Consider the following 23,339-nt stretch of genomic DNA (forward strand, 5'->3'; position numbering starts at 1 on the left):
CGCCAGGCCGGCGCCGGCCGCAGTTGCGGCGCAGCGCCCAAAGGGATCAATAGTCGGCGCGGATCAGGCGCTGGGCACGAGGGCTCATGTTGCGGCGGATATTTGCCGTCAGCCATGGGTAGGGCTGGCCAGGCGCAGCGGCGACAGATGGTGCACCGGGCAGCAGAAATTGCGCAGCATCCATCACCTTGCGCAGCAAGGAAGACAACGAGGAAGAAGCCTGCAACGAACGGCCGCCGACAGAGGCGTTGGCGGAAGCGGGCTCAGTGAAAAATGCGGTGCGTGTCATGGAAGGTCCTTTCGAAGTGACGTGAGCGGCAACGATTGCCAAAACAGAGGTCATGACGAGAATATAGGGTTTACGAGTATAAAAGTAAAACGACTTATATTGCGTTTGAATGCAGAAAAATTGCATTTAGAGCACGGCCTCTAAGGCCGGACAAATGGGAGACACGCCATGGATATCAACCTCGCCCGCACCTTCCTCGAAATCGTGTCCTGCCACAGCTTTGTCCAGGCCGCAGAACGGCTGCATGTCACCCAGACCGCGGTCAGCGCTCGTGTGAAAACGCTGGAAGAACTGCTGGGACGCACGCTCTTCGTCAGGAACAAGGCCGGCGCATCGCTCACGCCCGCAGGCGAGCAGTTTGTACGGCACGCCATGACGCTGGTGCAAGTCTGGGAGCGCGCCCGCCATCAGATGGCCGTGCCACCCGGTCGCCGCGCGCTGGTGACCGTTGGCTGTGAAATCAGCCTCTGGCAACCGCTGATGCTCGACTGGCTGTTCTGGATGCGAAAAAACGCACCCGATCTGGCGCTTCGCACCGAGGTGGGCGTTGCAGAAGACCTGCTGGAACGCGTGGCCCACGGAACACTGGACATCGTCATTGCCTATGCACCGCGGCAGCGCCCCGGCCTCAGGATCGAACTGCTGATCGAAGAAAAACTGGTGCTGGTCACCACCTCGCCCAGGCTCGAGATGCCGCAGCCCGCCGACTACGTCTACGTGGACTGGGGGCGCGAATTCTCGGCACAGCACAGCCTGGCGTTCCCGGAGCTTTCCAGTGTCGGGGTCTCCTCCAGCTTGGGGCCGTTGGGGCTGGAGTACCTGCTTGCGGTGGGCGGTGCCGGTTATTTCCGGCAAAACGTGGTGCGCAACCACATCAAGGAAGGCCGCCTGTTTCGCGTGCCAGGCAAGCCGGAGTTTTTGTACCCCGCTTATGCCGTCTACGCAGCCAACGCAGACATGAAAGTACTGGAACCCGCCCTGGCAGGCTTAAGGCAAGCCGCGGCGGGAAGCCAGGGCGGCAAGGTGCGCACTGCCAAGCCGGCAAAGGCTCCCGGCAAGGGCAAACAACCCTCATCGTGAATCTCACAGCCCCAAGTCCCTCACCTTCATCACTTCATTCATCACTTCAATCAGGATGGCCCAATGCGCTGGATAGCCCTATTTGACGACACACCTGCCATGCTGGCGATCCGGCAGGAGCGTGAACCCCTTCATCTTGCCTACCTTCGGCAACACCAGGACGAAATCCTCATCGCAGGCGGTTTGCGTGAAACGCCCGGCGACAGCTTTGTAGGGGGCCTCTGGGTCATGGAGGTTGCGTCCAGGGCGCGTGCCGCGGAGCTGGTCGAGAACGACCCCTACTACGTGCCGGCTCATCGCAGCTACCGGCTGCTGGCCTGGGGCAAGGCATTGGCTGACAGGCAGGTGATTTTGTAAGCAAACCCCAACATCGTCGCACCCATGTCACCGTTCAGCGATAGAAAGGGACCAAGAGCAAGGGGTGTTCCGTGACGCAAGCGCGGGAAAAGGCTGCGTGACTACACTCGACCCGTGCTGGTAAGCCTCTTGCCAGCCTTTTCCTCATGCAACCGGAACTGAAATGGACTTTTTTCTCCTGGTGACCTTTGTCGCCATCGGCACCTACCTCCTGAAAGCCAGGGAAGAACGCCAACGCATAGCGCTGCTGGGCAGCCATCTGGGCAATTACCAGATTGAAAAACTCATGGAAACGCTGGCTGACGGTTACCTGCGGGCACTCGGCGAAAAAGAGCCCGAGCGGCGCGAACAGGTCTGGCAACAATTGGCCAACTCTGAAGCGCAGCTGGCCGTGCAGTTCAGCAAATTTGCGACAGAGTTTGCCAGGGTGCCTGAACCCGAGGCCCGCGTCAGCCGGCTGCCCATCAGTTTTCCCTTTGCGACGCTGATCCTGCCGGCCATGAGCTTCGACATGCGCATTGCCCTGGCGATCCACGCCGCCGGTATTGCGCGCGTGGCCCAAAATACCGCCGGGCTCAGCCCCAAGGCCAAGGCCTTCACGATGTCGGCCGAACTCTTCCTGATGCAGCACACCTGCCACTGGTTTTGCAAATCAAAGGCCATCGCCTCGGCCCGCGTGCTGGTGCGGCACAAGACACCCCATGCGCAGCTGGTGGATTCGGTGTCGCCGGAGACGCGTGAGGCTTATAGCGTGCTGATCGGCGGCGGCAGATAAATAAGCGTGTGAGGTACTTTCACGCGCGACGCCTCACGGCCTTGCAACCATTGCTTTCACTTCCTCGCTGAGGCGAAGAACTTCCGGGCTTGTTGTCACCCCGACTGATATCGCGTCCAGGCCATCGACCATCGTGCATTTGAAAGTCGCATCCGCCTGTTTGTTGCATTCCATGACACCACGAGACTTGCCATCCACCTTGAAACGCGCAGGATGAAAGATGTAGGTGAGATCCGAGGGATCTTTTGAATAGACAGTGCGATCCAAAAGATCGTCCGGAAACTTCTTCTCGGTCATTTCCCTGATGAGATAGGCCATCCGGGCCCCAAGTTGCGGCATCGCCTGTTTGGTTTCCCTGTTGTGCGCGCCGTGCAGGCCAATCATGGTTTTCGCCAGAGGAGCGCCGTCGCTGTAGTAGCGGTGGACCCCTCCGAGAAAAACAAGGCCGCATGCGGACTCGCATTTTCCTGAGACTGCAGTGTCGAGGCCTGCATCCCGAATACGCCTTGCAAGTTCTTGCCCGTTCCAGAGATCGCCCCCGGGGCTGTTGTGCAGCAAAACGAGCTTCACTTCATTCGTGGCAAGCTGGTCCTTGAGCTGGGCAACGTCACCGCCAACAACCGGTCCGGACATGATCAGCGTTTCCCCAATGAGATTGAAGTCCATGGCCAGGGCCGGCGTGACGGCGAGCTGGAACGCGACCAGGACGAGCCATCTTCTATGGTGAAACGGCATTTGTGGCGCCTTAAAGGTTTGCCAAGCCACTCAGCGACAGGCAAACACTATTCATCAAGGAAATCACCTCGGTAAAAGCTCCAGGCAGTTCCGTCGTGAAGATAGAAGTACCCATCAGCGCAGAAATCTTTACCGGGGAAAAATTCGCGATACGCCTTGGGAACAAGCCGTGACAGCTGCGCGTCCGTGAGTTCGTCGAACTGTTCGGGCGTAATCGGTTGGCCGACTCTGAGTTTGGGAGATTCCATGGGTGAACGGGGTAGTTGGAGGCGTATGGATGATGAGCGTCATTGTGCGGTGAAATCCTGCCCTTGGCTCTGGCGCAGAAGGTGCGGAAACCTCGGAAGCAGAAAATCAACCCAAAGACCCAGGTCAGCCACCGCGTAATACGGCAGCCAGACATCGACATCCGGCTTCCATGCGTCAGGATTCACTGTCTGAAGATCAGCGATTCTCTTGCGCCACATCTCGCCCTGATAGCCCGGAAGTTTTGCCCATTCGTGTACTGGATCCGATGCCGCGGGCTCTGGAATGCGTTTGGCCAGCTCCGCTGCGATGGAAAAACCGAGCTCTATATCGGCTGCACTCAGAGTACGCAGCACGCGGGCATTTGGCCCACCGCAGAGTGACGATTCCGCAGACTCCTGATGAACCAGATTCAGTGTGAACGAACTTCCCGAGAGTTGACCTCCCCAGGAATTGACCTGAAACCACAGACACCAATAACCCGGCCCGGCAGGTCGAATAAACGCACAGGAGTAACCGGGCCGCCGCTTCCAGCCGTTCGCCGTAAACCATGGACTGAGCGCGCGCCTCAGCGCAGCGTGTACGACCTTGCTGGTTGCATAAATGGTCATCATGACGCCTGACGTTTGAGATAAGAAGGCCAGGCGGCTTCAGGAGAGCCATTGAATGGCCAGCATCACAAAGAGCAATAACCAGACCGTTGAGCTCAATACAGCTGTAAGCCAGTTTGTCCATTTAATGCTCCCTGGGTACATGCGGCCCAGAACGACAGGGCTTGACGCTGCATCGTAGAGCGACCAGCCACCTATGGCGGTAAAAACGGCCAGGGCCCACAGGCTTCCCTTTGATGCCGAACTGAAAGAAACCGCCGCAATGGTTGTGGCCAGGACGAACCAGACAACGCTGATCCAGAGGAATCCTCTGGCCATGTCACCTTTTTCCGCCGGCGCCATCGAAGGCTCGACTTTCTCTACAGCTGCGAGCAATTCCGGCAAGGGTTGCCTGGAACGCAGCGACGCAAGAAGCAATACGGCCTGGACACCAGACCACGCGAGAAAAATGAACAGGGCTTGAGTTGTTGATGGCATATGCGAAGAACTTAAGGTTTGTGTGCCCACCCGAAGCAAGGCTCAGGCCTGTGATGCGAGAAGACCGAGGTCACTAGAGAAAAAATTTCTAGCGCGTTAAAGCTCATCGTCTTCCCATACCGCTGGGTCATCGGCCCATTCCAGCAGTAACCCGGCCCTCGATGCGAGCATGGGGGCGAGTTCTTCCATGTTCTCTCCCGTACCAATGACAAACGTTGGGTGCCGCTCTCCACGCGCCATGCATCGAGCCGCGTCCTGCCAGAGAGAAGCGATGGCATGCACCGCTTCCCGTGGAGTTCCAGCCTTGCTTGAGGAAACATAGTCGTTCGGCATATCGCCAGAGATAGCCCACCAGCCCACCGAACCAGGGCTCTCAAGGCTTTCGACGGTCCAAACTGAGACATAGGGGGCAAGGTGCCACACAGGCTCAACGCCGATCCGGCCATGCACCAGGCCTTCTCGCTGCAAGTATTCGGATACTTCAGCACGGCGCTCTGCACACCACTGGGCTTCAACTTCGGGGTTGTCGTAATCGGGCATTGTTAAGGCCTAACATTTGGGCTGAGTGGACTGTAGCAGCAGGCCGCGCGGAACCGGAACTAACAGCACGGTGTCACGTGGCCTGCTGTTGTGGGTCCGCTCAAATGATGGGTACTCCCGGCGAGACACCCTAAGGTTGCAGGAAAGCCTGCTCCCATCGGGGACCAATGCGGGAATAGGTCGTGCGCGCATGCAGGCGGCTCTCTTTGAACTCCAGAAATTCAATATGCTCGGCCCGAAGCCTGAATCCGCCCCAGTTCGCGGGGCGAGGGATTGGCTTGCCATCGTACGCAGCTACGGCGCGTCCGTATTGATCCGAAAGCGACTCGAGGCTTGCAAGCGGGCGGCTCTGCTGAAATGTCGCTGTGGCAATTTGGGCATCCCGCAGACGGCCCGCCCAATGTACTTCGGCCTCCTGTTCCGGTATTACCGTACAAACGCCTTTGATGCGTACTTGCGTGGCGATATGCTCCCACCACAGCGTAATGCCGGTCTTGGGGTTGCGAGCGATGTCCAGGGCCTTGCCTGAGTCAAGGTGCGTGCAGAAGACGAAACCCGTCTCTTCCGCTTCCTTCAAATCGACAAATCGCGAACTGGGGTATCCATCCGCATCGATGGTGGAAACACAAACAGCATTCCTGTGTTTTGACGATCCACGGCTCCTGGCGTCGAGCCATACGGTTTTGAAACGCTCAATGGGACTGCGCATATTTTCTCCTGACGTCTAAGGTTTGAGATGAGCGGCTCCACCCGGCATGCCGGGGTGCGCCCTCTTGATAGAAGGGTCAGGCATTGATGCGGCCACCTTGGCGCTCACTGTGCGGGCATCCATCGCTCAGCGGTCCATTTGAGTACGGTGGTTGGCGAAAGAGGATTGGATGATTTTGCAGCGGTGTCTTTTGAGAGCGCCCGAAGTGCATCTATTGCTGACGGAGTAGATTCCGATATGTACAAGACCATATCCGTTGTTGGAAGAGCTATAACAAGGAGACCTTGCTGAGCATTTGCAAGAGGTGCCCACTGAGAAAGAATGGCGACGCGGCCGACTTTATACACGCTACCTGTAATAGCGCCAATCTGTCCGCTTCCGACGGGCTTCGCACTGTCAGCGAGAGGCTTCAGTGTGGCTTGCAGATTCTCACCACCAAGCTCAAACAGCTGATTCTGTGACATGTTGAGCTTTCTCAGGTCGCGATCGTCAAGCGGTCTCATCGCGCGCGGCGTATCGAGCACGGCTACCGATACCAGCCCTTCAACGAGTGGCTTCGTTTGAAGCGTCGGGCCATCACTACTCAACGATTCCTGCGCTCGCTTGATATATTCGCTTGACCGGACAACGAGGCGCACTGAGCTTCTGTCTACCGGCGCATTCTGTTGTTTTAGCACTTGCGCCACACCCTTGGCATACCGATCAATTTCGGATGCGCAACCAGAATTATTAGAGCGGCAAAAACCGAAAACTCTGTCTAGATTGGCCTGCAATGCGCCAACCGACAGTGTAAATGGCCCCTTTATTGCGACGGGCGTGTCGCCAACCTCGCGTCGTACTGCTTGTGCAGCAAATTCAGTAAATGTCTGCTCCTCCATTGGTATGGCTTGGGCTGCGGCTTCAACCGACAAGAAGGCCAACAAACTTGCTGACACTGCACATGCTTTGTTCAAAACTAACTCCCTTGCAAATTGGTGACGCCGAAAGTTCGACGTGAGCTGTCAGGCTGTAGAGCGAAGGCAATATGCCGTCAAGAAAATCGAACGATTGGTCACGGCGCGGCTCTTCCCGTAGCATCGGCGCCTGACTTTACAAACAAGCCGGCAGCGCCGCTGGCCGTCATGAACGCAAAGATTGGCCAAAGTACTCCTTGGCCTACAGATTCAGAAACGACAAGCGCGAGGCCGGCAGCACTGACGCCCAGGCCAATGCATAAAACGAAGCCGTACCGCCGCATTCTGAAGACGCCGATGGAGGCGATGAGGCAGCCCACTCCGAACGCAACGATGGCAGATAGCATTCCAAAGAACATGGGTGAGTTGGGTTCGGCCTGGATGATAGCCGCGCTCCCTACAAGGACCAGCAGTACTCCAGAGAGTGCCAGGAGTGCGGCGAATAGCTTTGCAAGCATGAGGCAGGGAAGAAAGAGCCTAACGTGAAGATGACCGGACCATCAAAACTGGGGGCGAAGCCGCCTCCTGCAGTTGTGGATCCGTGTCGATTGACATGTTATGCATAAGTCACCATAAGTCACTTCTCCGCTCGTTTCGGCTTTAGCGCCCAACCCGTCGCAATCAGGATGAGGCCAAATGCCAGCAAACCCCACACGAGCATACTCGACTCCCTGGTGGGAACGACACGCATGTAGCGCGGAGTCGAAGCGCCAGACCAGAGAACTTGAAGCCAAAGAAAAAGGTCAACTGGCAGCAGATCGCCAACCCCCAAAAGCAGCAGTAAGGCAATGACTACGACAGAGTAGCTAACGCACCGAAGCCAGGTCGAAGCTCTCATGCCATTTCGGTTCGCATGCCTACGCTGCGAATTGATGCTGGACAACGTTGGAGCTGACCGGACGGCAATACTCGCGGCGAATCGGCCTTCTGCAGTTGTGGGTCCGCATCGAGCGACATGTTGGATTTCGCCGTCACTGCCCTGCCTCCTGGCTGAAGTGCGGACGAATCAATATGGAAATAACTTGAGCGATAGTCCAAGCCGCCGCATATGCAACGCACGTCAACAGAAACACCGGACTCAACTCGAAGGACATGAACAATGCGCCGGTTGCAGCGGCGGCGAGTGCACCCACTGTCACCGAACCAATGCATCGAACGAACAGCAATCGGCCACTGATTGACTTGGCCGAGCCCGGCAAGAGAACAAGTGTGGGCCCCAAGCATGCCGCCAGTGCCACCCACAAAAATTCGTATTGAAGCGTGAATACGACCCCGATGATTGCCACAGAAGGCACGATACCCGCGGCGATGAGAATCGAGTTCCGAAGGCTAAGCCTCATCTTTTGAGTCTTTGATATCTCGAAACCGGCAACACGAGCAGTGACTTTCGTTAAGAGGAACATGGAAACACCAAACAGGACGCCACCAATCAAAAATAGGCCCGTCACCAGCAGAAGCGTAAGGACTGGATTCGAACCGCCTCGAAAATCATAAAGAAAGAAGGCCGACATGGCCAAGCCCCATGCGAGTCCAAGCAAGATGAATCGCCAGATAGTCATGTGAGGCCTAACGCTTGAGCAAGGGGTTAGGCCGCATGCGGCGACGTGGCCTACGGCTTACCGGGGCAACCATCATTTAACGCGATTTCTTGATACTCGACCGCGTGTTCTTGGAGAAGCAGAACTATCTTCTTGACCTCAAGTAGGCGTGCGTCTTCCAGGCTGAATAGGAACAAGACGCCAGGCTCTTCTGGAAGGCCGCGAGGTGATGGCGACGTCTTGAACAGAATCTGGATGTAGTCGGGCAGGAATTGCTTGTCGTGATACCAGGACCCAGCCAGGGCGACTCCTTTCCGCGAACTGGCAGGGACAAGTTCGAGCAAGCAGCCTTTGACGACAGTGCTTTGTCCGACGGAAGTTAGTGTCAGCTTCGTGAGCCTTCCTGATTTGCCCTTCGAGAACCCGATCTGAACGCGCGTTGCCGCGTACCGGGGAGGCAGTTCGGGGATTGCTCCTCCCGAAGACAGCGAAAGTCGTCTGTCTTGATGGGCCGATACACCAGACGCTGCGATACAAAGGATGAGGGTGAGAGTGATGGTGAAGCGTTTCATGCGGCCTAACGTTTGACTTAAGCGGCGCCGCTAGGCGTCTACTTGGAGGAAGGGTTAGGCAGCATCGAATCGTGAATTTCTGCGACCGCCCGTAGTTCTCTCAGTTGCCCCAGCGCCTTGAGCGCCTCCATTTCTTGCTCCACAACAAAGGCAACGACTTCGCCATTCAGCACTCGATCGGTGGCGTCCTTAGCCTCGCTTAAAGACAGGCCCGCCCACTCTCGAAGTGCTTGGGTATGAGACACCTTGAGAAAACCGGGCTCCCATCCTGTTATTCGAATCAATGGCATGAGCGACGGCCTAACGTAAAAGTAACCGGCGCCCACTAGAGGTGGCCGCGCCAGCAGCCGGACGCCACTGGGCGTCCGCGTTGACTGACAAGTTATGCCTCATGTAGCCGTGCAACTAGTTTGTCCATGTCGAGGAATTCAATGTCTTCCCAAATACTCTCTTCAACTCGACGCCCCGGGGGAAACGCACGCAGACTCCAAGTGATAACACCTTGCACGAGCTTCGTACTCTTTCCTTCGAGCGCGACATCAGCTTTGTACACGATGCCAATGGGCTTGAATTCGTATTGAATGTCATAACCGAGTAGCTTGCCTGTATGGTGCAGGCGTTCACCTTTGATTGTGCGAATCGACATCTTGATAGATAGAGCTCAGTTCAATAAGGCATAACGTAGAGTTGTGCGGCGCGCCGCCGCGCTGCCTATGAATGAAGACGCTGGTGTTCGGCGCGTCCGCACCACCGCCATGTTAGGTGGCATTGTCATTCGCTCGGCTTGGTAAAACCTTTAAGCACTTGATCGGGTTCCGCCTCTACATCGTAGCGGCGTATACCCTCCTCATCATCTGCGGACCACCAATCTGGCGGCACCACAAACACCTTCAGCCGCGGGTATTTGGCCGTAATTTGGTCGGGTGAGTCTGCGGTGATGTATTGCCACACGCCACCGGTGCCGTAGTCGTAGATAGTCAAGAACGGCCGTCGCATTCGTGTCACCTAACGCTGGCGGTAACCGGCACGCACCGGGAGGCGAAGCCGACCTGAGCGCGTCCGGTTGACCAACTGGTTAGGCCGAACCGCTGGGGCTGGCCGCATTTGAAATCTCCGCGAACTCACAGGCACTACCTCTCGTCTACTGGCAGAACGACTGCGAAAACCAGTGCGCTTTGCAGCCCACCCAACCAACAACATAGAGCACCACCGGCCCTCCGATGAACCAGGCTAGCACAACGGCCCTTAGGGTCTCGACCTTTAGCGCAGCGGCGCCCGCGAGCATGATCACAGCGGAGAGCAGCGGGATGAGAACTAGAACTTCAGCTCCATTCTTCTGCAAGTCGCCCTGAAACCAGATGTGCCCTGTTACCCCGAGGAAGAAAAAACCCATAACCACGCATAGCGTCTTGAGTGCGCGGCTCGAAAGGAGATAGACGTGGCCCAGGGACATGTGTGCGGCCTAACGTAATGTATGCCGCAAAACCTGCGATATAACCTGGCGCTTGCAATCCAATCTGGACATTAAAACCTCCTGTAAGCCGCTTGCATGCTGGGATTCAAAGAGACACACTGTAATTTAATACAGGCATAAAAATTCTATGAAACCCCGCAATCCTCCACTGCAGTCTGCCCGCTTACTGGATCAGGTCCGGGAGCGGATTCGATATTTGCACTATAGCCTTGGCCCCCGGAGAACTACATGCGGTCCTCATTCCTTTGGATACATCACTCTGTAGACTGTGGCACCTTCCCGCCAGTAGGACGGTCCTTGGCGAACCCTGATGTTCAGCGCTGGTGAAGCACCTATCGTCTCCCCGTCTTTAATCACCGGTCCACTGCTGACGAGATACTGGGCCATGTTCATGAGCAGGGAGAAAACTTCCAGGCCATTCCGATTCACGTCCTTGGTCTCAATTTCCCGAAGGTCAAACTTCTCCATTCCTTGCGTGGACAGCGAGAACCCCTTCTCCAGATCGGTTGAGATACGGAAGTTGACCCAAAGCCAAACGGGCGGCCTCGCTCGACTGGCCTGCGCGCTCTGTTTCAGGAACGCCTCCCGGGACTGCAGGCTCGCGCCCCAATAGCTTGCGATGGCATTCTGGTCCATCAGCGTTGTCACCACGTCGGTCTGCAAGAGATAAGCGTCCAGCTGATCGAGATTCGTGTCCAGGATACTGACGTATACATGGGCTTGGTGCCGGGCAGTCTCTTCGCAGGCCCTCTTCCAGTACCAAGCGCCTTGGCACAAGTCGTCAATCTGGCCTTTTGGCAGAGGTGCATCGATGAGGCCAATCATCACCGTACCACCCCGCGATCGAAGAAGAATGATCTTTTGGCCGTCTGCTTCCATGTCATCAATCTTGACCCTTCCCTTGAGCCGCACCTCGAGCTGTGCACGAAAGGCCGCTGCATCGGGAAGCCTTGATTCAGCAAGAAGTACAAACGAGCCAGCCCGGACCTTGCTGGGCTCTGCAGCCGTGGCGAGTGTTGAGGTGATGACAAACGCAAGCAGGGCTAAAAGTGAACGCATGGTGTTGTGTGTGATGCTTTGCGCGTATTAAGCCTGTAGTCTGCGTCGGATAGCAAGAGTGGAATTGCCGTCACGTGCACGGTTTAACGCTTTAGAAGGACAGTGCTGACCGGTTTTCCGGTCGGCACCTCCCAACAGAAGGGTTCAGTGCCTCTTTTAAAGTACTCAAGGCACATCATGCGGATTGTATTTACCGGCGACAAGAAAGTAGAGAGCTATGGGCAAGCAGGCAATCCCGATAACCACTCCGATGGCACCGAACAAAGAGGTAACCAGGCTCATGGCGATCAGGCCAAGGCCTACGGTGAAGATTGCGACTGCCAGAACAACCCTGATCAACAGCGGCATAGGCCGCCAGTGGGATTCTTCGGCTTCATCCTGAGCTTCGGTTGACGGCCGCAGAAGGACTGAGCTGACGTATCCGGCAACAACGGCAGCGACTGCCATCTTGACGAATGGCCACACGGAGATGCCGGCTCTCAGATCGGTCTTGACGGTCGCGACGACATAAATTAGCCAGAAGGCCCAGCACGCACCGACGAGTAGAAGTTTTTGCATGGCCGGTGACGACTAAGGTTTGAGATACCCGGTACAACCCTGCTTGGCGAGGCGGCCAAGGCCAACAATGGCGGCTACACCATTGAATGGAGGGTTCCCGGCGCCGCGCCGGCTCATGTGGGCAGTCCGCATGCGGCGATAAACGCTTCCAGAAAGCCAACCATCGGCGTGCCGCGCTCGCGGTAGCGAGACAGCTTGCCGGATGCCCGGGCGGCAAAGTCAGGCGCATTTGCCGCCTTGGCGATGGCGAGGTCGGCATGGTAGTTCATGGGTGTCCATGTGGTGGGGCGGCGCAAGAACCGAAACGGGCAGTCGGCATCCGGTACGCGGTTAGCCCAATGGTCCAGCGCTTGCCAACTGTCGATCCCTGCCAGCAACGGCAGTGCATGCGCCAGTACAGAGGCAAGCTCAGCCGCGGCACGCTCTGCTGCCGGGCCGTTGTTCACCAGCATGGTGTATTGGTTTTCACCACCAGGCAGCACGCCCTTTAGGCTCAATGGCAGGTTGTGCGCGTCGGCCAATCGCTTGAGGTCGATCTCCAGATCGAAGCTCGCCATCGACGAGACAGCGGCTTTCATATGGGACGGATATTTGGGGCAGAGATTCAATGCGAACTCGAACGACCAACTCGGCATACGCCCGTAGAACTCAAGCTTGAACAGCTTGGTGGAGCTTGTGAACCAGCTGTGGCCACGGCCGCTCTTCCAGCCCTGAAGGGGTCCGAAGGTCGGTGTCAGCAAATTCCGCAGCGTGCTCGCCGCGAACTGGGGAGAAATGGGCTCGGCGATAAGACTCATGGGGTTGGGGTGGCTGTTTTGAGTAGCAGAAATACCGTGCCCCCGTTTGAGCTGCGCGGCCCCGGGCAAGACACAGCACTTCTGGTCAACTCGCTGCCACCTTACGGCCAAACCAGAAACCAAGAACGCCCAACGCCACCGCGATCCAGCCGATGGTGTAGCCGCCGCTGTTGCCCTCGACAAGCCTGGCCTTGAACGCGGCTGTATCGCGGTACGCGATCACCTGGCGGCTTGGGGTGCTCAGGCTGAACACCGACTTTTCATCCTTCGGATCGAACCTGACTGTCACGGTTTCACCACCCAGCCCGTCCAGCGAACGCTCAGAGTTCGGCTCGCCCACGCGCACAGTCTCGATGCCTGCGGAGGTTTGTATGTCCAGCTCCGCGTAACGGCTCGCAAGTACACCTTTTTTTGTCTTGCGCTCAACAACGCGGGCGCTCAGGGCTTTGCCGGTGGCAGTGCTCAATTCAGCCTCAGAAGGGACCTTGTGGCGCGACGGGCGCTTGCGGTCCTCCGCATACTCGGCACCGAGCCATACCAGGCCCCCAATGAACAGCACAAGTGAAATCTTTGTCAGGCTCAAAACCAATTCCCCCCAATATTTGAAGTACATCAGTGACGAACGCACGGGGTCCTTATCCAGTGCTCGCCGCTTGTCTCGCATGAATGCGAGGATCCCCATCCCAGGCGGGCCTCCGGTCGTGAGACCTGCGGCTTCATCAGTTCACCTGGGGAGGCAAATCACGGCGATTATCACCATGAGAATCGACCTCGCCAAGAACGCTTTGGAACCTATGGCGTGGATGCGACAGACAAGCACAGGCGTGCGCACGAGTCCGGTCGTCAGATAGGCCCCCTTCCCGCTCGAAATGCTATTGATTTAATAGCTGTTTGCGCCCGTCCACATTGGTCTGCAGCCAGTTTTCATGCATAAAAAGAGGTCAAAACCGCTCTTTGGAGGCCACTACAGGGTCTTTTGCGAGGTATGGCAGCGCCAGAATCAACTGTTTTTGGGTATTTTCATATACGAAACAGGCCCCAAGACCAATGCGGATGAGCGCAAGCAGCTACTGATTTGATAGCAAAACAAGGGGCGCGCAAAAAAGCGCCGTCTTCGTTTCAGCCCTATGCAGAGGCAGGCCTCAGTGCGCGCATGCCGCAGCGTCGGCGCTGCCCCCTGCCCCACCTGCGGCAAAGAGAACTCCAGGAAGCAACGAAAGGTCAGGGACCACGCTCGCCGTTCACTTGCGGCCGTACTCTTGCGACAGCGCCAGGGCAACCCGGCCAATAAGCTCGATAGGAAGCTCCTCCTTCAGCGGGAAGGACAAATTGCCCTTTTCGCCACGGTATGGCGCGAGTTCCTGTATGAGGCGCGCATCTTGCGTGACAGGCGGATAGACGCCAATGTGCTTCTTGAATGCAGCGAAGTAGAAGAACACCCGACCGCGCTTGAATGCGGGCATGTTGTAGCTTACGCAGCGCGAGGCGCCAGGCACCAAGGCCTCAACTTTTTCCTGAATGGATTGGAGCTGAAGGCGCGACTCGGCGGGCACGCTCGCGAAGTACTCTTCATGTGAAGCGAAAGCCATGGCGTAATTCGTGCTGTCTAACGTTTGAGATGTGAGGCGTGACCCGGCTTGCCGGGACGCGTCCTCTCAATTAAAAGGCTGGGCACCACTGCAAGTCAAGTGCGTTAGCTACCAGCGCGCTCAGGCCTTGCGTCAGTGACAAGTCGCAAGATTGACATGAGGGCTTCTTCCGCCAGTGTTCCGTGTTGCTTTCCGTTGTACTCAACATCCAGCAGGCTCGCAGGCCGATACTTGCCAGAGAGGTAGGCGTGAATACGTTGAACGCGTTGGGTGTTTTCGGGCGTCCCAGGCTTCAGGTTATCGGGGGCTATGTGCATTGCGACGAGCGACAGGAACTCCTCGTCAGTGAGTTCCGCAAAGCTCTTGCCGAAATATGCCTGTGCGGCGGCCGCATAGCCATGAACAGGCTGGCCATTCTTGCTGCCCAGATAGCAGATATTCAGGAACAATTGCATTTGATCGTTCTTGGAAACCAGCGAATCCAGGGCGTATTGCGCAATCAGCGTCTGGCGAACTTTAGCGATACCTTGCTTGAACCCGTCCGGGAAGTAAATGAGCTTGACCAGACCTTGCGTGATGGTCGTCATTCCTGCGCCGGGAGTTTGAAGATCGACGCCGTGATGCCGGGTGAACGCCGGGTCTTCGACTGCCAACAACATGGCTTGCCTGTCCTTCGACAAGTCTGTGGGTTTCAGCCGGGCTCCAAAGCGCTTCCAGGTTTCGGAAATCAGAGACGGTGTTGCAACTCTGGCAGCCCTCACTTCGTTGGCGTAATAGCCGGCTGCGAGAACCAGGGCAAGTGCACTTGCACCTGAGAGCCCCAGGATCGTGCGAATGACTGCTTGACCGATCTTCATGTTGTGGCTGATCTCGGAAAGTGATGTGCGAGGGAATTCGTGACGCCTAACGCGACGTTGACTGGCGACCCGGCAAAGTTGGGAACGAAGGGGGCGAACGCCGCTGGACGTCCGTTTCGAACGACAGGTTATGTCGCAACAGCCTCAAAGAATGCTCTCCGGCCGATCCGCGTATCGGCTCATGAATAGACGGAATGTCGGAGCCATCTGTTCCCCACCCTCGTCCGAGGCTGTGACGCGGTACACCGGGGCGAGTTGATTCCGGTCGCTCGTCAGTCGGACTGCGTAAAGCCAACTGTTCATAAGATGATCAGCGAACACGAAGCAGTCGGGATACGCGAAGCGATCCGGATAGATGACACCGCCTGAATCATCCAGTTCGTCTTTCACGGGCCTGATCTCCGCCAACGGCCAAAAGCGGAAGTACACATCATCCATCTCATGGCCAGTTCCGTTTTCAGCAACGAAATAGGCTCGGACATCCTCAGGCAAAGCTACTTCGTACCGGCGCTCAAATTCCGCAATCGCTTCCTCAGTTGCGCCAGCGCTTACGCCCACTCCAGCGTCGCGCCATTGCTTGTGCACGCGCTGCCAGAGATTGCCGACGTCAGGAGGCGGTGGCGTTCGCGACATAACGTAAAGATGACCGGACCATCAACAATTGCGGCGAAGCCGCATCCTGTCGTTGTGGGTGCGCGTCGATGGATATGTTAGACGGCATCTCCCGTGTCCTTGCCGTCTTCAGACGGCGCGCTCCGCGATTCGGTTGAGCCTCGGCCACTTCGGCCAATATCGAACGGCAACAATGTCGCTGGCGCGAAAGCCATAGCGCGTCGTCTGCTTCCCCGCTTGAATCTGAGGCGCACCGGAGGTCGAAGTAGCTGTGAACTCATAAAACACGACGTACACCACGCTTCCATCGTCATTCTTCTCTACTGAACTTACCACTGCACCTTTCGTTCTGCGGCCCCAGCGCTCGAGCACATACGACGCGGCAGCGCGAAGGCACAACGACCCGATCACCGCTAGCCCAATTGCGATGCCTCCGAGGAACTGCCATGTGCTATCGAAGCCCATGCTGATGCCTTCTAGCGTTTGACATGAGAAGCGGGCCAACGGGCGCGAAGCGGCCTCCGAAGTGTCTGCCCGACGGTGGGGCCAGGCCTCATTTCGGCTGCCCTTCCTCTTGAGCAATGACCTCGGCGACGAGAGGAAGAGCCAGCATTCGCGCCCTGTGATCGAGGATTCGGGGAAGGCGGGAGAGGTCCACCCCGTCACTCTCCAGCCAGCGGGCCAAGGTTAGAAGATACAGGTCTGACACAGAAAACTCTTCTCCCAGAACCCACGGTCCACGCAGATACTCATCTTCAATAAGCGAGAAGGCGTCACCCACAGATTGAGGAACCTTCCTTCGCATCGCGTCCCACGCTTCAGGTTCGTCTGCCCATCTGTGGCCGCGCATTCGGTGGGCGTGGGCGACATGAACCGTGGAGCACAAATAGCCGTTGAAAGCGTTCATCTCCGCAAGTCGAAACGTGTCACCAAGCGGAGCCAGATGCGCGTCCGGGTACGTCTGGGCGATGAACATGAGCATGGCCGGTGTTTCCGTCAGGACCCCGCGCCCCGTCACAAGCGCTGGAACCCGGCCCTTCGGATTGACCTTCAGGTAGTCTGCCGCCCGTTGTTCATTCTTCGAGAAGTCGATCCGTACCAGTTCGTACTCTGCATTTGCATGAGCCAGCGCCAGATGCGTTGCCAGCGCACAAGTATTGGGGGTGTAGTAAAGCGTGAGCATGTGACCTCTCAATTTTGAATTGACGATGCGAGGAACTGCTTCAAGTGACGCCTAACGTTGAAGTTGACCGGCTTCAGCCAACAACTCGATTGCCCCCGTGTGCCCCTGGCTTGCCGCCGCCGTCAACCACCGGAGAGCCTCGGTTGTGTTCTCCGGGAACTGCAGAAGATGCTGGCCGAGTTTCCACTGGGATGAATCCAGCCCCGCCTCTGCACATTCACGGAGAAGGCGGACGGCAGCCAAGACGTCCTGACTTGTGCCCATGCCGTGATAGGTGAAGCTCGCAACCCAGTGCTTTGCCTCCAGCAGGCCGCCGGCGGCAGCTTTCTTGTACCAGACCAGCGCTTCGACCGGGTTCCTGGGCGAGCTCTCGTCCGCCAAGTGACCAAGATAGAACTCGGCCTCGTGGTCCCCATCTCCGGCGAGTTCGTGCAGCCGTTCCCGCGCCTCTTCGGGCGCCAGATCGTAATAAATGTCCTCGGCGGCCGTCACGTGATGCCTAACGTAGAGGGTGACCGGACCGCAACATTTGCAGCGGAGCCGTCTTTTGAAGTTGCGAATCCGCGTTGACCGACCAGTTAGACCGCATTGGGATCTCCCAGCGTTTGATACATGACATGAGCTAGCTCAAACTGGTTGCAGCCACGCGACGCAATGCCGCCCTCGTCGTCTGGGCGTTCGAGCTCCCACCCTTCCTCTACGTCGGACCAGTACAGCAGCTTATCGCCAAAGGCAGCGACGGCAACGACATACTCACCCGGTGAATCCGCGACCGACAGCTCACGCGGAGCTATGCATGCCTTCTCTAAAGCTGCCCGATGCTCCGGATGCAACCCGCGAAGGCCGTCTTCCAAAAGGTCGGCGACTTCAGCGATGGTGGCAGAGCGAAACATTGAGGTGCGGTCTAACGGTTGACTTAACCGGACCGCCGCAGGCGGGTCCGCTTGAAGAAAGGGCTTGGCATCATTTCGCACGGCCTGAAAAGAAGAAGCGGATGACCAACATGGCCAGTCCCCCAAGCAACATATAGCGACCAACGCCCTTCTGGGCATCAGAGGAGTCGTCCTGGTTGATGTCTTGAAGCGTGCTGGGTGCTTCAGGTAGATAGCGAACCGTCATGGTGGATGGGACAGAGTTGCTGCGCAAGGCACGGCCAAGCTCCGCAGCAACGCCGACTTCAGTCCGAATTTCGCGACCATCCTCCGTAGTGAAGCGAACATGCGCTGTGTAAAGGCTGTCAGCATGGGTATTCTTCTTCTCCTTCCACTCCAGCCTGGTTACCTCGGCCTTGGTCGTCTTGCCGTGATCGCGCAATGCCGAAAACTTGGTGGCGTTCTTGTGACCGGCATACATAAAAAAGATGCCAAACACAACAAGACAGATCGCGACGACTCGGCTACCTAAGATTCGAAACATCGGTGGCTCCTTAGGCCTAACGTAAAAATGATCGGACCACCAACAAATGCGGCGGAACCACATCCTGCTGTTGTGGCTCCGCGCCGGTTGATATGTTATGTGGCGTAGCGTATCGCGACTTCATATGCGATTCAAACAAGAATGTAGCCACGACGACGCCGAAAGACAAGATACCGGCTTGCCGGGGTACGTCTGGTTGATTGAGGGGTTAGACGCCATTGCTAAACGACTCGACTGCTGTCCGGTACGCTGCCAGTGGCTCCGAAGCACCTGCTATGGCGCGGCCGATGACGATGTGAGTGGCGCCTGCCCTGGCCGCCGCAGCAGGAGTGGAGATGCGCACCTGGTCTGTGGCTGCCGGCTGCGAAAGCTGAATGCCGGGGCAGACGATGAGTACCCCGGCAGGCAAGGAATCACACAAGTAGGCGGCCTCCTGGGCGGAGGCCACGATACCGTGGCAGCCTGACTTGCAAGCCAGCGAAGCGAGGCGGAAAACCTGGTCTTTGACTGATGATGCAAGACCGATCTCTGGGAGCTCGGCGTCAGAAAGGCTTGTGATGACCGTAAGGCCAAGAACTTTTAGATTGGAGTATGGCTCGGCAGCACTGGCAGCCGCTCGCAGAACGGCCGAACCCGCCGACGCATGGACCGTGACCATTGAAACCCCAAGCTTGCCAGCGGCTTTGACGGCACTGGCTACGGAGTTGGGTATCTCGTGAAGCTTGAGATCGAGGAAGACCTGTTTGCCTGCCGACACCAGCTCTCGAACTACCTGCGGTCCAGCCTCTGTGAGCAGCTGAAGGCCGACCTTGTAGTGATCGGCTTCGGGACCGAGCCGATTGACCAATGCCAACGCCTCAGCCGAGGATTCGAAGTCGAGCGCGACGATGACTGGTGATGGCATATGTGAAATGGAGTCTAACGGTGGAGGCCAGACGCGGCCGCAGATCGTCGCCACTGGGTCGATTTGTTAGCTGTCTTGCTCTTCATCGGGATCGCACCTTGAAGTTTTCGTCAATGTGGACGACCGAATCAGACGAGCCACGGTTCGAACAGTCAAAGCCTTGCAATCTGAGTATCGGAAAGCTGTTGAGGCGAACGTTGACGTCCTTGTGCCTCTTGCCCGCGTGGCGTGAATGAATGGCAGTTTTCGTCAAGTAATTGTTGCTGACCCTGTAGTAAGACCCATCGTTATAGTTCTCGTCAAGAGTCTCTTCGCCGACGAATTCAAGGTCTTTGAGACTCGCGTTGTATCGAAACTGCATGGTGTAACTCGACGCGCGAGCGGCGTCCGCATACTCAACTGCCTGGACAAACACAGAATTCTTTTTTATATCGATGTTATAGAACTTGCTCACGCGACAAAACTCGTCAGACGCGGAAAGGACTCCGTAGCTTCCATCCGGATTTCCCTTGAGAATGAAAAGGCGCTCCTCGCGCTGTGGATTTCCACCTCTCTGCCCAGTGGCCACCAAAGCCAGATCAGCGATTCCGTCACCGTCCAGATCGCCTTCGGCGCTTGTCCAAATGAAATCCAGATGCGGAAAATCGGCCGAGATTACGGAGATGGCCTTCCGTCCCGTTGGCGTGTATTCAGCAGATACAGGCAGGGCTGAGGTGCAGAGAAGCGCAAAGATCAGCAGGAGCCTGGTGGCTACCATGAGCGGCACCTAACGTTTGTCTTGATGGAAGGGTTAGGCCGCATTCTCAGCGAAGCTCCTTGCGAACCACCAATTTGAGTCCCGACCAGACTTCCGTGACGGCGCAGACCTTGATATCTACGAAGCCAAGTGGCAGCGCCAACTCGCGGATAGTGTCTTCTGTGATGGTGGTCGGTACCTTGGCTGATTTTTTTGGCCAGGAGACCCACAGCGCTGCGTCGGGTTTCAGCTTCTTGCGCAAGACACTCAGAGTCTTTGCCAGTTCTTCTCGCTGCGTGACAAAGGCGTGAGCGATATCTACCTTTGAATCGGGCTGGCTCACAAACTGCACGGCTGGTGGAAGTGGGGCCAACAGACTTTCGTACTCCTCAGGTGCTGCGATGAGCAGCACTCGATGCGCCTCTTTGATGCCAAGCTTCCTGGAAAGCGGCGTTCCAGAGTATCCAGCGGTGTTTGAGGTTGCCATGCGTCTTAACGTTGGACATGAGAGGCGGCACAAGGGTGAAGCCCCTGTGCCGTTCTCTCGATGGAAGAGTTAGTCGCCTGTTTCATCTGCGAGGCTTGGCTTTTTTCCCTTGCGGCGTGGTGGCTCCCGGCCCACAAAGTGGGCAAGTACCATGAGTCCCAGACCGAGCAAGATGAAGAACGGAGGTCCAAGGAACAATAACAACACGGCGCCAACCAGGACAAGAAGGCCGAAGCCTGGCGTTTTCGGCGCGTGTGGCCTGAACGGCACCCTGCGTTCCGCCTAAAACCGCAACCCACATTGCCCAAGCCGCCACAAATGAGAGCAGCCCTGCCAGGAGCAGAACCCTACGCCATGCCTTGGATGCACTCGGCGCGCCAAACGCTACGGCGGCACCGAGCATCCAGGCGCCAACAGGCGCCGCAGCACCTGGCAGGAGTGATCCGAAGGACACCCAACCGAGCAGAGCAACGAGGGCTCCGCCTAAGAGTGCAGGGCCCAGGCGACCGGCAATGGTAAAACTAGGCATGCTTTTTTTGGGATGTCATCTGTGCTGAGGGGCCAGGGAGTTTGCTGCGGCCTAACGTAGAAGTGATCGGCAGACCATATGCGCGCGACAGCGTGCCTCGAGGACGTCCGTGTCGACTGCCATGTTATGCATTGCCCGTCCCTTTGGTTAGCTGCTTGCTCCGAATATGAAAGGCCCCGCCAAGTGCCATGAGCAGAAGACTTCCTTCCGCAAACACGGGGCCGATCGCCACGAGGATTCCGAGCCACCGGGCCGCCCCGATCACCAAAAGCGTGATCCCCAGAATCCGTAGCCTCTCGCCACGTTCGATGCCTCGGTCAGCCAACGCGAGCCAAAGGGATACAAGGGCAAATGGCACGGACAGCATCACCCCCGCGACTATAAATGCTGCGGCGTACTGAGCCGGGTGTCCAGCGGACGGGGAACCTGCCAACACCGTAATCGCCGTGGCAGCTAACACCGCCATGAAGCCGAACGCAACACTCAAGATTGTTTGCATTTGCCTACCCTTTGACGTAAGGAGCGGCCCGCTTGCGGGACGTCCCCTTGACGGAGAGGTTAGGCAGCGCCGCGCCGCTCACGGAGTTGCCCTGGTCCGTTTGGGATTCGACGGGGGCGAAGGCCAGGAGTTTGTTTCCGTCATATGGAGGTTGTCCTCGACAGTCTGGAGCATGGAGTCGGCTTGTTCTTCGACGGTTGTGTGCTCAAGATACTGCCAGGGAGTCAGACTGTGCCACGTACGCCTGTACTGCTCTGCCCGATAGCACACTGCAGCCACCTTGGCGTTCAGGTTTGATGCAATGCCTTCGACGGTGCCCGTGGCGAGAATGTCGCGAACGGCCTGTGGCTTCGATTCGGCTTTGCGCTTGGCAAATTCCAGCGCCTCAGAGAGCAACGCCTCGTACTTGGCTGCCATTTCAGACAACTTCGCCTTGTTGTCTCGCTTGGTGATGCGCCGAAACTCAGCCATTGCACTGCCTAACGTAATGTATTTCGTAAAACCTGCGACATAACCTGACGCTTGCAATCTAATCTGGACATCAGAACCTTTGGTAAGCTGCTTGCACGCTGGATTTCAAGGCAATGCTCTGAAATTCATACTGTTATAAAAATTCCGCGAAACCCCGCAATCCCCCACTGCAGTCTGCCCACTTGCTGGATCAGGTCCGGGAGCGGGTTCGGTATTTGCACTATAGCCTTGGCACCGAGAAAACTTACCTGTATTGGGTCCGATTTTTGTCCGCTGGCATGGCCAGAACGGCCACATGACGCATCCGCGCGACATGAAGGCATACGCATCCTTACCGCTCCTCCGCCTAGCGCCGACGAGCAGGCATCAAGACCTCAAGGTCTTGAATGGCGGCGGTGGCTTTCGACCTGGCCCAAACTACTGGAATGAGGCTGAACAGCGGAAGCAGAAAGACGAGATAGAAGAAGAGTTGGATGCCCGCAGCAATTTTCATGGTTCCAAGTAGCCGGGTTCGCTGTACGAATTCGGTGTTTTCCAGATCGCCTTCCCATAGCGATAGCTGGCGACAAACGATTATGAACCCGACGATCGCCAGGGCGGACGCCGTGAGGCTCAAAAACCAAAACGTCTTTTCCGGCATTTGCCTGTTGCCCAGGATGTTCAGGTGAAGCAGTAAATCGGCTTGTCTGAGCGCGATCTCGATCAGAAACGGGAGCTGAAGCACTATTGCCGCAGTGAGGAGTTTGCGTGCCAACTGCAAGGTACTTTTGTGCCTGTGAATTTCGCGAAGTGCTGTCATGCTTGTTTGATGATGAGAGATGCGCCGCTGATGAGGCTTACCGTTCGGGCTTCCCGGCGCACAGCAAGCGCCGCGTAGCAGCATCCTGCTGCTGCGTGTCCGAGCCAGGCGAAATGTCAGACATGTCTGGTTACCTGGTTTGCTTTAGATGAATACACTCCGGCTGGCCTCGGACTTTGGCCCAGTACTCAAGCCTGGCATCGTCATCAATGTCGATAATGCCGCCGTACATCGTGTCGCCACCTTTCCTCTTGGGGCCAGAGATCCAGTAACGCGCTCCCGTCTCTTCCTCGATGCAGTTGTATTTGTAGCCGGACTTCGTTTTCAGAAAACGCTTGCCGGCGTACGTGTACGAGCGCGTCGAGCGCGACATCTCCACCCAGCCAATGCGGCCGGAACCGCTCAAACCACCCGATTTGTTCTCGATATACATGATGCGCTTCATGCTCCGGCTCTCTACTCTTAATGTCTAACGTTTGACTTAAGC

35 protein-coding genes are annotated in these 23,339 nt (G+C 57.0%); 3 read left to right on the forward strand and 32 right to left on the reverse strand.

Annotation, left to right across the window (positions count from 1 at the left end):
- Positions 1-46 precede the first annotated feature (46 nt).
- On the reverse strand, positions 47-289 hold the full coding sequence (locus AC1DU8_RS13335; protein WP_457278989.1) for a hypothetical protein: 243 nt from the start codon (positions 287-289) through the stop codon (positions 47-49).
- A gap of 168 nt (positions 290-457) precedes the next feature.
- Between AC1DU8_RS13335 and AC1DU8_RS13340 the strand changes: the two genes are divergently transcribed.
- From AC1DU8_RS13340 to AC1DU8_RS13350, 3 genes are all read left to right on the forward strand, one after another.
- Entirely contained in the window at positions 458-1,369 is a 912-nt protein-coding gene (locus AC1DU8_RS13340; protein WP_457278990.1) for a LysR family transcriptional regulator, read from the forward strand.
- A 63-nt stretch (positions 1,370-1,432) separates the two neighbouring features.
- Entirely contained in the window at positions 1,433-1,726 is a 294-nt protein-coding gene (locus AC1DU8_RS13345) for a YciI family protein (protein WP_477667505.1), read from the forward strand.
- Positions 1,727-1,889: 163 nt separating this feature from the next.
- Complete coding sequence (locus tag AC1DU8_RS13350) at positions 1,890-2,501, forward strand: hypothetical protein (RefSeq protein WP_457278992.1); 612 nt, start codon at positions 1,890-1,892, stop codon at positions 2,499-2,501.
- Positions 2,502-2,534: 33 nt separating this feature from the next.
- Here the strand turns inward: AC1DU8_RS13350 and AC1DU8_RS13355 are convergent, their stop codons facing one another.
- The 31 genes from AC1DU8_RS13355 to AC1DU8_RS13505 all read right to left on the reverse strand — a co-directional run bounded on the left by AC1DU8_RS13355 (position 2,535) and on the right by AC1DU8_RS13505 (position 23,297).
- A complete protein-coding gene (locus AC1DU8_RS13355; RefSeq protein WP_477726859.1) occupies positions 2,535-3,236 on the reverse strand; it encodes a hypothetical protein in 702 nt (233 codons plus the stop codon).
- A 47-nt stretch (positions 3,237-3,283) separates the two neighbouring features.
- Positions 3,284-3,484 carry a hypothetical protein gene (locus AC1DU8_RS13360; protein ID WP_477646891.1) on the reverse strand — a complete coding sequence of 67 codons (201 nt, stop codon included), beginning with the start codon at positions 3,482-3,484 and terminating at the stop codon, positions 3,284-3,286.
- A gap of 39 nt (positions 3,485-3,523) precedes the next feature.
- Complete coding sequence (locus AC1DU8_RS13365; protein WP_477707111.1) at positions 3,524-4,096, reverse strand: hypothetical protein; 573 nt, start codon at positions 4,094-4,096, stop codon at positions 3,524-3,526.
- 36 nt (positions 4,097-4,132) lie between these two features.
- Positions 4,133-4,570: a hypothetical protein gene (locus AC1DU8_RS13370; RefSeq protein WP_457278996.1), complete on the reverse strand. Its 438-nt coding sequence runs from the start codon at positions 4,568-4,570 to the stop codon at positions 4,133-4,135.
- 96 nt (positions 4,571-4,666) lie between these two features.
- The gene (locus tag AC1DU8_RS13375) at positions 4,667-5,110 is read right to left on the reverse strand and encodes a DUF4826 family protein (protein WP_477688897.1); all 444 of its coding nucleotides are present in this window, start codon (positions 5,108-5,110) and stop codon (positions 4,667-4,669) included.
- A gap of 130 nt (positions 5,111-5,240) precedes the next feature.
- The gene (locus AC1DU8_RS13380; protein ID WP_477688896.1) at positions 5,241-5,819 is read right to left on the reverse strand and encodes a pyridoxine/pyridoxamine 5'-phosphate oxidase; all 579 of its coding nucleotides are present in this window, start codon (positions 5,817-5,819) and stop codon (positions 5,241-5,243) included.
- 104 nt (positions 5,820-5,923) lie between these two features.
- Entirely contained in the window at positions 5,924-6,772 is an 849-nt protein-coding gene (locus AC1DU8_RS13385; protein ID WP_477726860.1) for a DUF1444 domain-containing protein, read from the reverse strand.
- A gap of 971 nt (positions 6,773-7,743) precedes the next feature.
- Positions 7,744-8,331: a hypothetical protein gene (locus AC1DU8_RS13390; RefSeq protein ID WP_477688893.1), complete on the reverse strand. Its 588-nt coding sequence runs from the start codon at positions 8,329-8,331 to the stop codon at positions 7,744-7,746.
- 50 nt (positions 8,332-8,381) lie between these two features.
- Complete coding sequence (locus AC1DU8_RS13395) at positions 8,382-8,882, reverse strand: hypothetical protein (protein ID WP_477688892.1); 501 nt, start codon at positions 8,880-8,882, stop codon at positions 8,382-8,384.
- Positions 8,883-8,920: 38 nt separating this feature from the next.
- Positions 8,921-9,172 carry a hypothetical protein gene (locus tag AC1DU8_RS13400; protein ID WP_477688891.1) on the reverse strand — a complete coding sequence of 84 codons (252 nt, stop codon included), beginning with the start codon at positions 9,170-9,172 and terminating at the stop codon, positions 8,921-8,923.
- A 92-nt stretch (positions 9,173-9,264) separates the two neighbouring features.
- Positions 9,265-9,528: a hypothetical protein gene (locus AC1DU8_RS13405; protein ID WP_477688890.1), complete on the reverse strand. Its 264-nt coding sequence runs from the start codon at positions 9,526-9,528 to the stop codon at positions 9,265-9,267.
- A gap of 125 nt (positions 9,529-9,653) precedes the next feature.
- Complete coding sequence (locus AC1DU8_RS13410) at positions 9,654-9,863, reverse strand: hypothetical protein (RefSeq protein WP_477688889.1); 210 nt, start codon at positions 9,861-9,863, stop codon at positions 9,654-9,656.
- A gap of 160 nt (positions 9,864-10,023) precedes the next feature.
- The gene (locus tag AC1DU8_RS13415; RefSeq protein ID WP_477688888.1) at positions 10,024-10,335 is read right to left on the reverse strand and encodes a hypothetical protein; all 312 of its coding nucleotides are present in this window, start codon (positions 10,333-10,335) and stop codon (positions 10,024-10,026) included.
- A 258-nt stretch (positions 10,336-10,593) separates the two neighbouring features.
- The gene (locus AC1DU8_RS13420; RefSeq protein WP_477667516.1) at positions 10,594-11,415 is read right to left on the reverse strand and encodes a DUF4261 domain-containing protein; all 822 of its coding nucleotides are present in this window, start codon (positions 11,413-11,415) and stop codon (positions 10,594-10,596) included.
- A 165-nt stretch (positions 11,416-11,580) separates the two neighbouring features.
- Complete coding sequence (locus AC1DU8_RS13425) at positions 11,581-11,973, reverse strand: hypothetical protein (protein WP_477688887.1); 393 nt, start codon at positions 11,971-11,973, stop codon at positions 11,581-11,583.
- A gap of 113 nt (positions 11,974-12,086) precedes the next feature.
- Positions 12,087-12,770, reverse strand: a complete 684-nt coding sequence (locus AC1DU8_RS13430) for a hypothetical protein (protein WP_477726861.1) — start codon at positions 12,768-12,770, stop codon at positions 12,087-12,089.
- An 85-nt stretch (positions 12,771-12,855) separates the two neighbouring features.
- Positions 12,856-13,452, reverse strand: coding sequence for a hypothetical protein (locus tag AC1DU8_RS13435; protein WP_477667519.1), 597 nt, complete (start codon positions 13,450-13,452; stop codon positions 12,856-12,858).
- A 559-nt stretch (positions 13,453-14,011) separates the two neighbouring features.
- Positions 14,012-14,359: an iron chaperone gene (locus AC1DU8_RS13440; RefSeq protein WP_477688885.1), complete on the reverse strand. Its 348-nt coding sequence runs from the start codon at positions 14,357-14,359 to the stop codon at positions 14,012-14,014.
- Positions 14,360-14,463: 104 nt separating this feature from the next.
- Positions 14,464-15,216 (reverse strand): transglycosylase domain-containing protein, encoded by a 753-nt coding sequence (locus tag AC1DU8_RS13445; RefSeq protein ID WP_457279009.1) that lies wholly within the window; start codon positions 15,214-15,216, stop codon positions 14,464-14,466.
- Between the two features lie 144 nt (positions 15,217-15,360).
- Complete coding sequence (locus tag AC1DU8_RS13450) at positions 15,361-15,849, reverse strand: SMI1/KNR4 family protein (RefSeq protein ID WP_457279010.1); 489 nt, start codon at positions 15,847-15,849, stop codon at positions 15,361-15,363.
- 532 nt (positions 15,850-16,381) lie between these two features.
- On the reverse strand, positions 16,382-17,011 hold the full coding sequence (locus AC1DU8_RS13455) for a glutathione S-transferase family protein (RefSeq protein ID WP_477667521.1): 630 nt from the start codon (positions 17,009-17,011) through the stop codon (positions 16,382-16,384).
- Positions 17,012-17,062: 51 nt separating this feature from the next.
- Positions 17,063-17,503 (reverse strand): tetratricopeptide repeat protein, encoded by a 441-nt coding sequence (locus tag AC1DU8_RS13460; protein WP_477667522.1) that lies wholly within the window; start codon positions 17,501-17,503, stop codon positions 17,063-17,065.
- 86 nt (positions 17,504-17,589) lie between these two features.
- Positions 17,590-17,904: a hypothetical protein gene (locus AC1DU8_RS13465; RefSeq protein ID WP_477667523.1), complete on the reverse strand. Its 315-nt coding sequence runs from the start codon at positions 17,902-17,904 to the stop codon at positions 17,590-17,592.
- A 70-nt stretch (positions 17,905-17,974) separates the two neighbouring features.
- Positions 17,975-18,427, reverse strand: coding sequence for a DUF3592 domain-containing protein (locus AC1DU8_RS13470; RefSeq protein WP_457279014.1), 453 nt, complete (start codon positions 18,425-18,427; stop codon positions 17,975-17,977).
- A 208-nt stretch (positions 18,428-18,635) separates the two neighbouring features.
- The gene (pyrF, locus tag AC1DU8_RS13475) at positions 18,636-19,331 is read right to left on the reverse strand and encodes an orotidine-5'-phosphate decarboxylase (protein ID WP_457279015.1); all 696 of its coding nucleotides are present in this window, start codon (positions 19,329-19,331) and stop codon (positions 18,636-18,638) included.
- Between the two features lie 82 nt (positions 19,332-19,413).
- Entirely contained in the window at positions 19,414-20,088 is a 675-nt protein-coding gene (locus tag AC1DU8_RS13480; protein WP_477688884.1) for a hypothetical protein, read from the reverse strand.
- 46 nt (positions 20,089-20,134) lie between these two features.
- Entirely contained in the window at positions 20,135-20,554 is a 420-nt protein-coding gene (locus AC1DU8_RS13485; protein WP_457279017.1) for a DUF3052 domain-containing protein, read from the reverse strand.
- 653 nt (positions 20,555-21,207) lie between these two features.
- Positions 21,208-21,582: a hypothetical protein gene (locus AC1DU8_RS13490; RefSeq protein ID WP_457279018.1), complete on the reverse strand. Its 375-nt coding sequence runs from the start codon at positions 21,580-21,582 to the stop codon at positions 21,208-21,210.
- A gap of 78 nt (positions 21,583-21,660) precedes the next feature.
- Positions 21,661-22,053, reverse strand: coding sequence for a hypothetical protein (locus tag AC1DU8_RS13495; protein WP_457279019.1), 393 nt, complete (start codon positions 22,051-22,053; stop codon positions 21,661-21,663).
- Positions 22,054-22,399: 346 nt separating this feature from the next.
- Complete coding sequence (locus tag AC1DU8_RS13500) at positions 22,400-22,852, reverse strand: hypothetical protein (protein WP_457279020.1); 453 nt, start codon at positions 22,850-22,852, stop codon at positions 22,400-22,402.
- 130 nt (positions 22,853-22,982) lie between these two features.
- Positions 22,983-23,297, reverse strand: a complete 315-nt coding sequence (locus AC1DU8_RS13505; protein WP_457279021.1) for a 1-deoxy-D-xylulose-5-phosphate synthase — start codon at positions 23,295-23,297, stop codon at positions 22,983-22,985.
- Positions 23,298-23,339: the final 42 nt, after the last annotated feature.

This window comes from Polaromonas sp. P3_A5, from assembly GCF_056403055.1.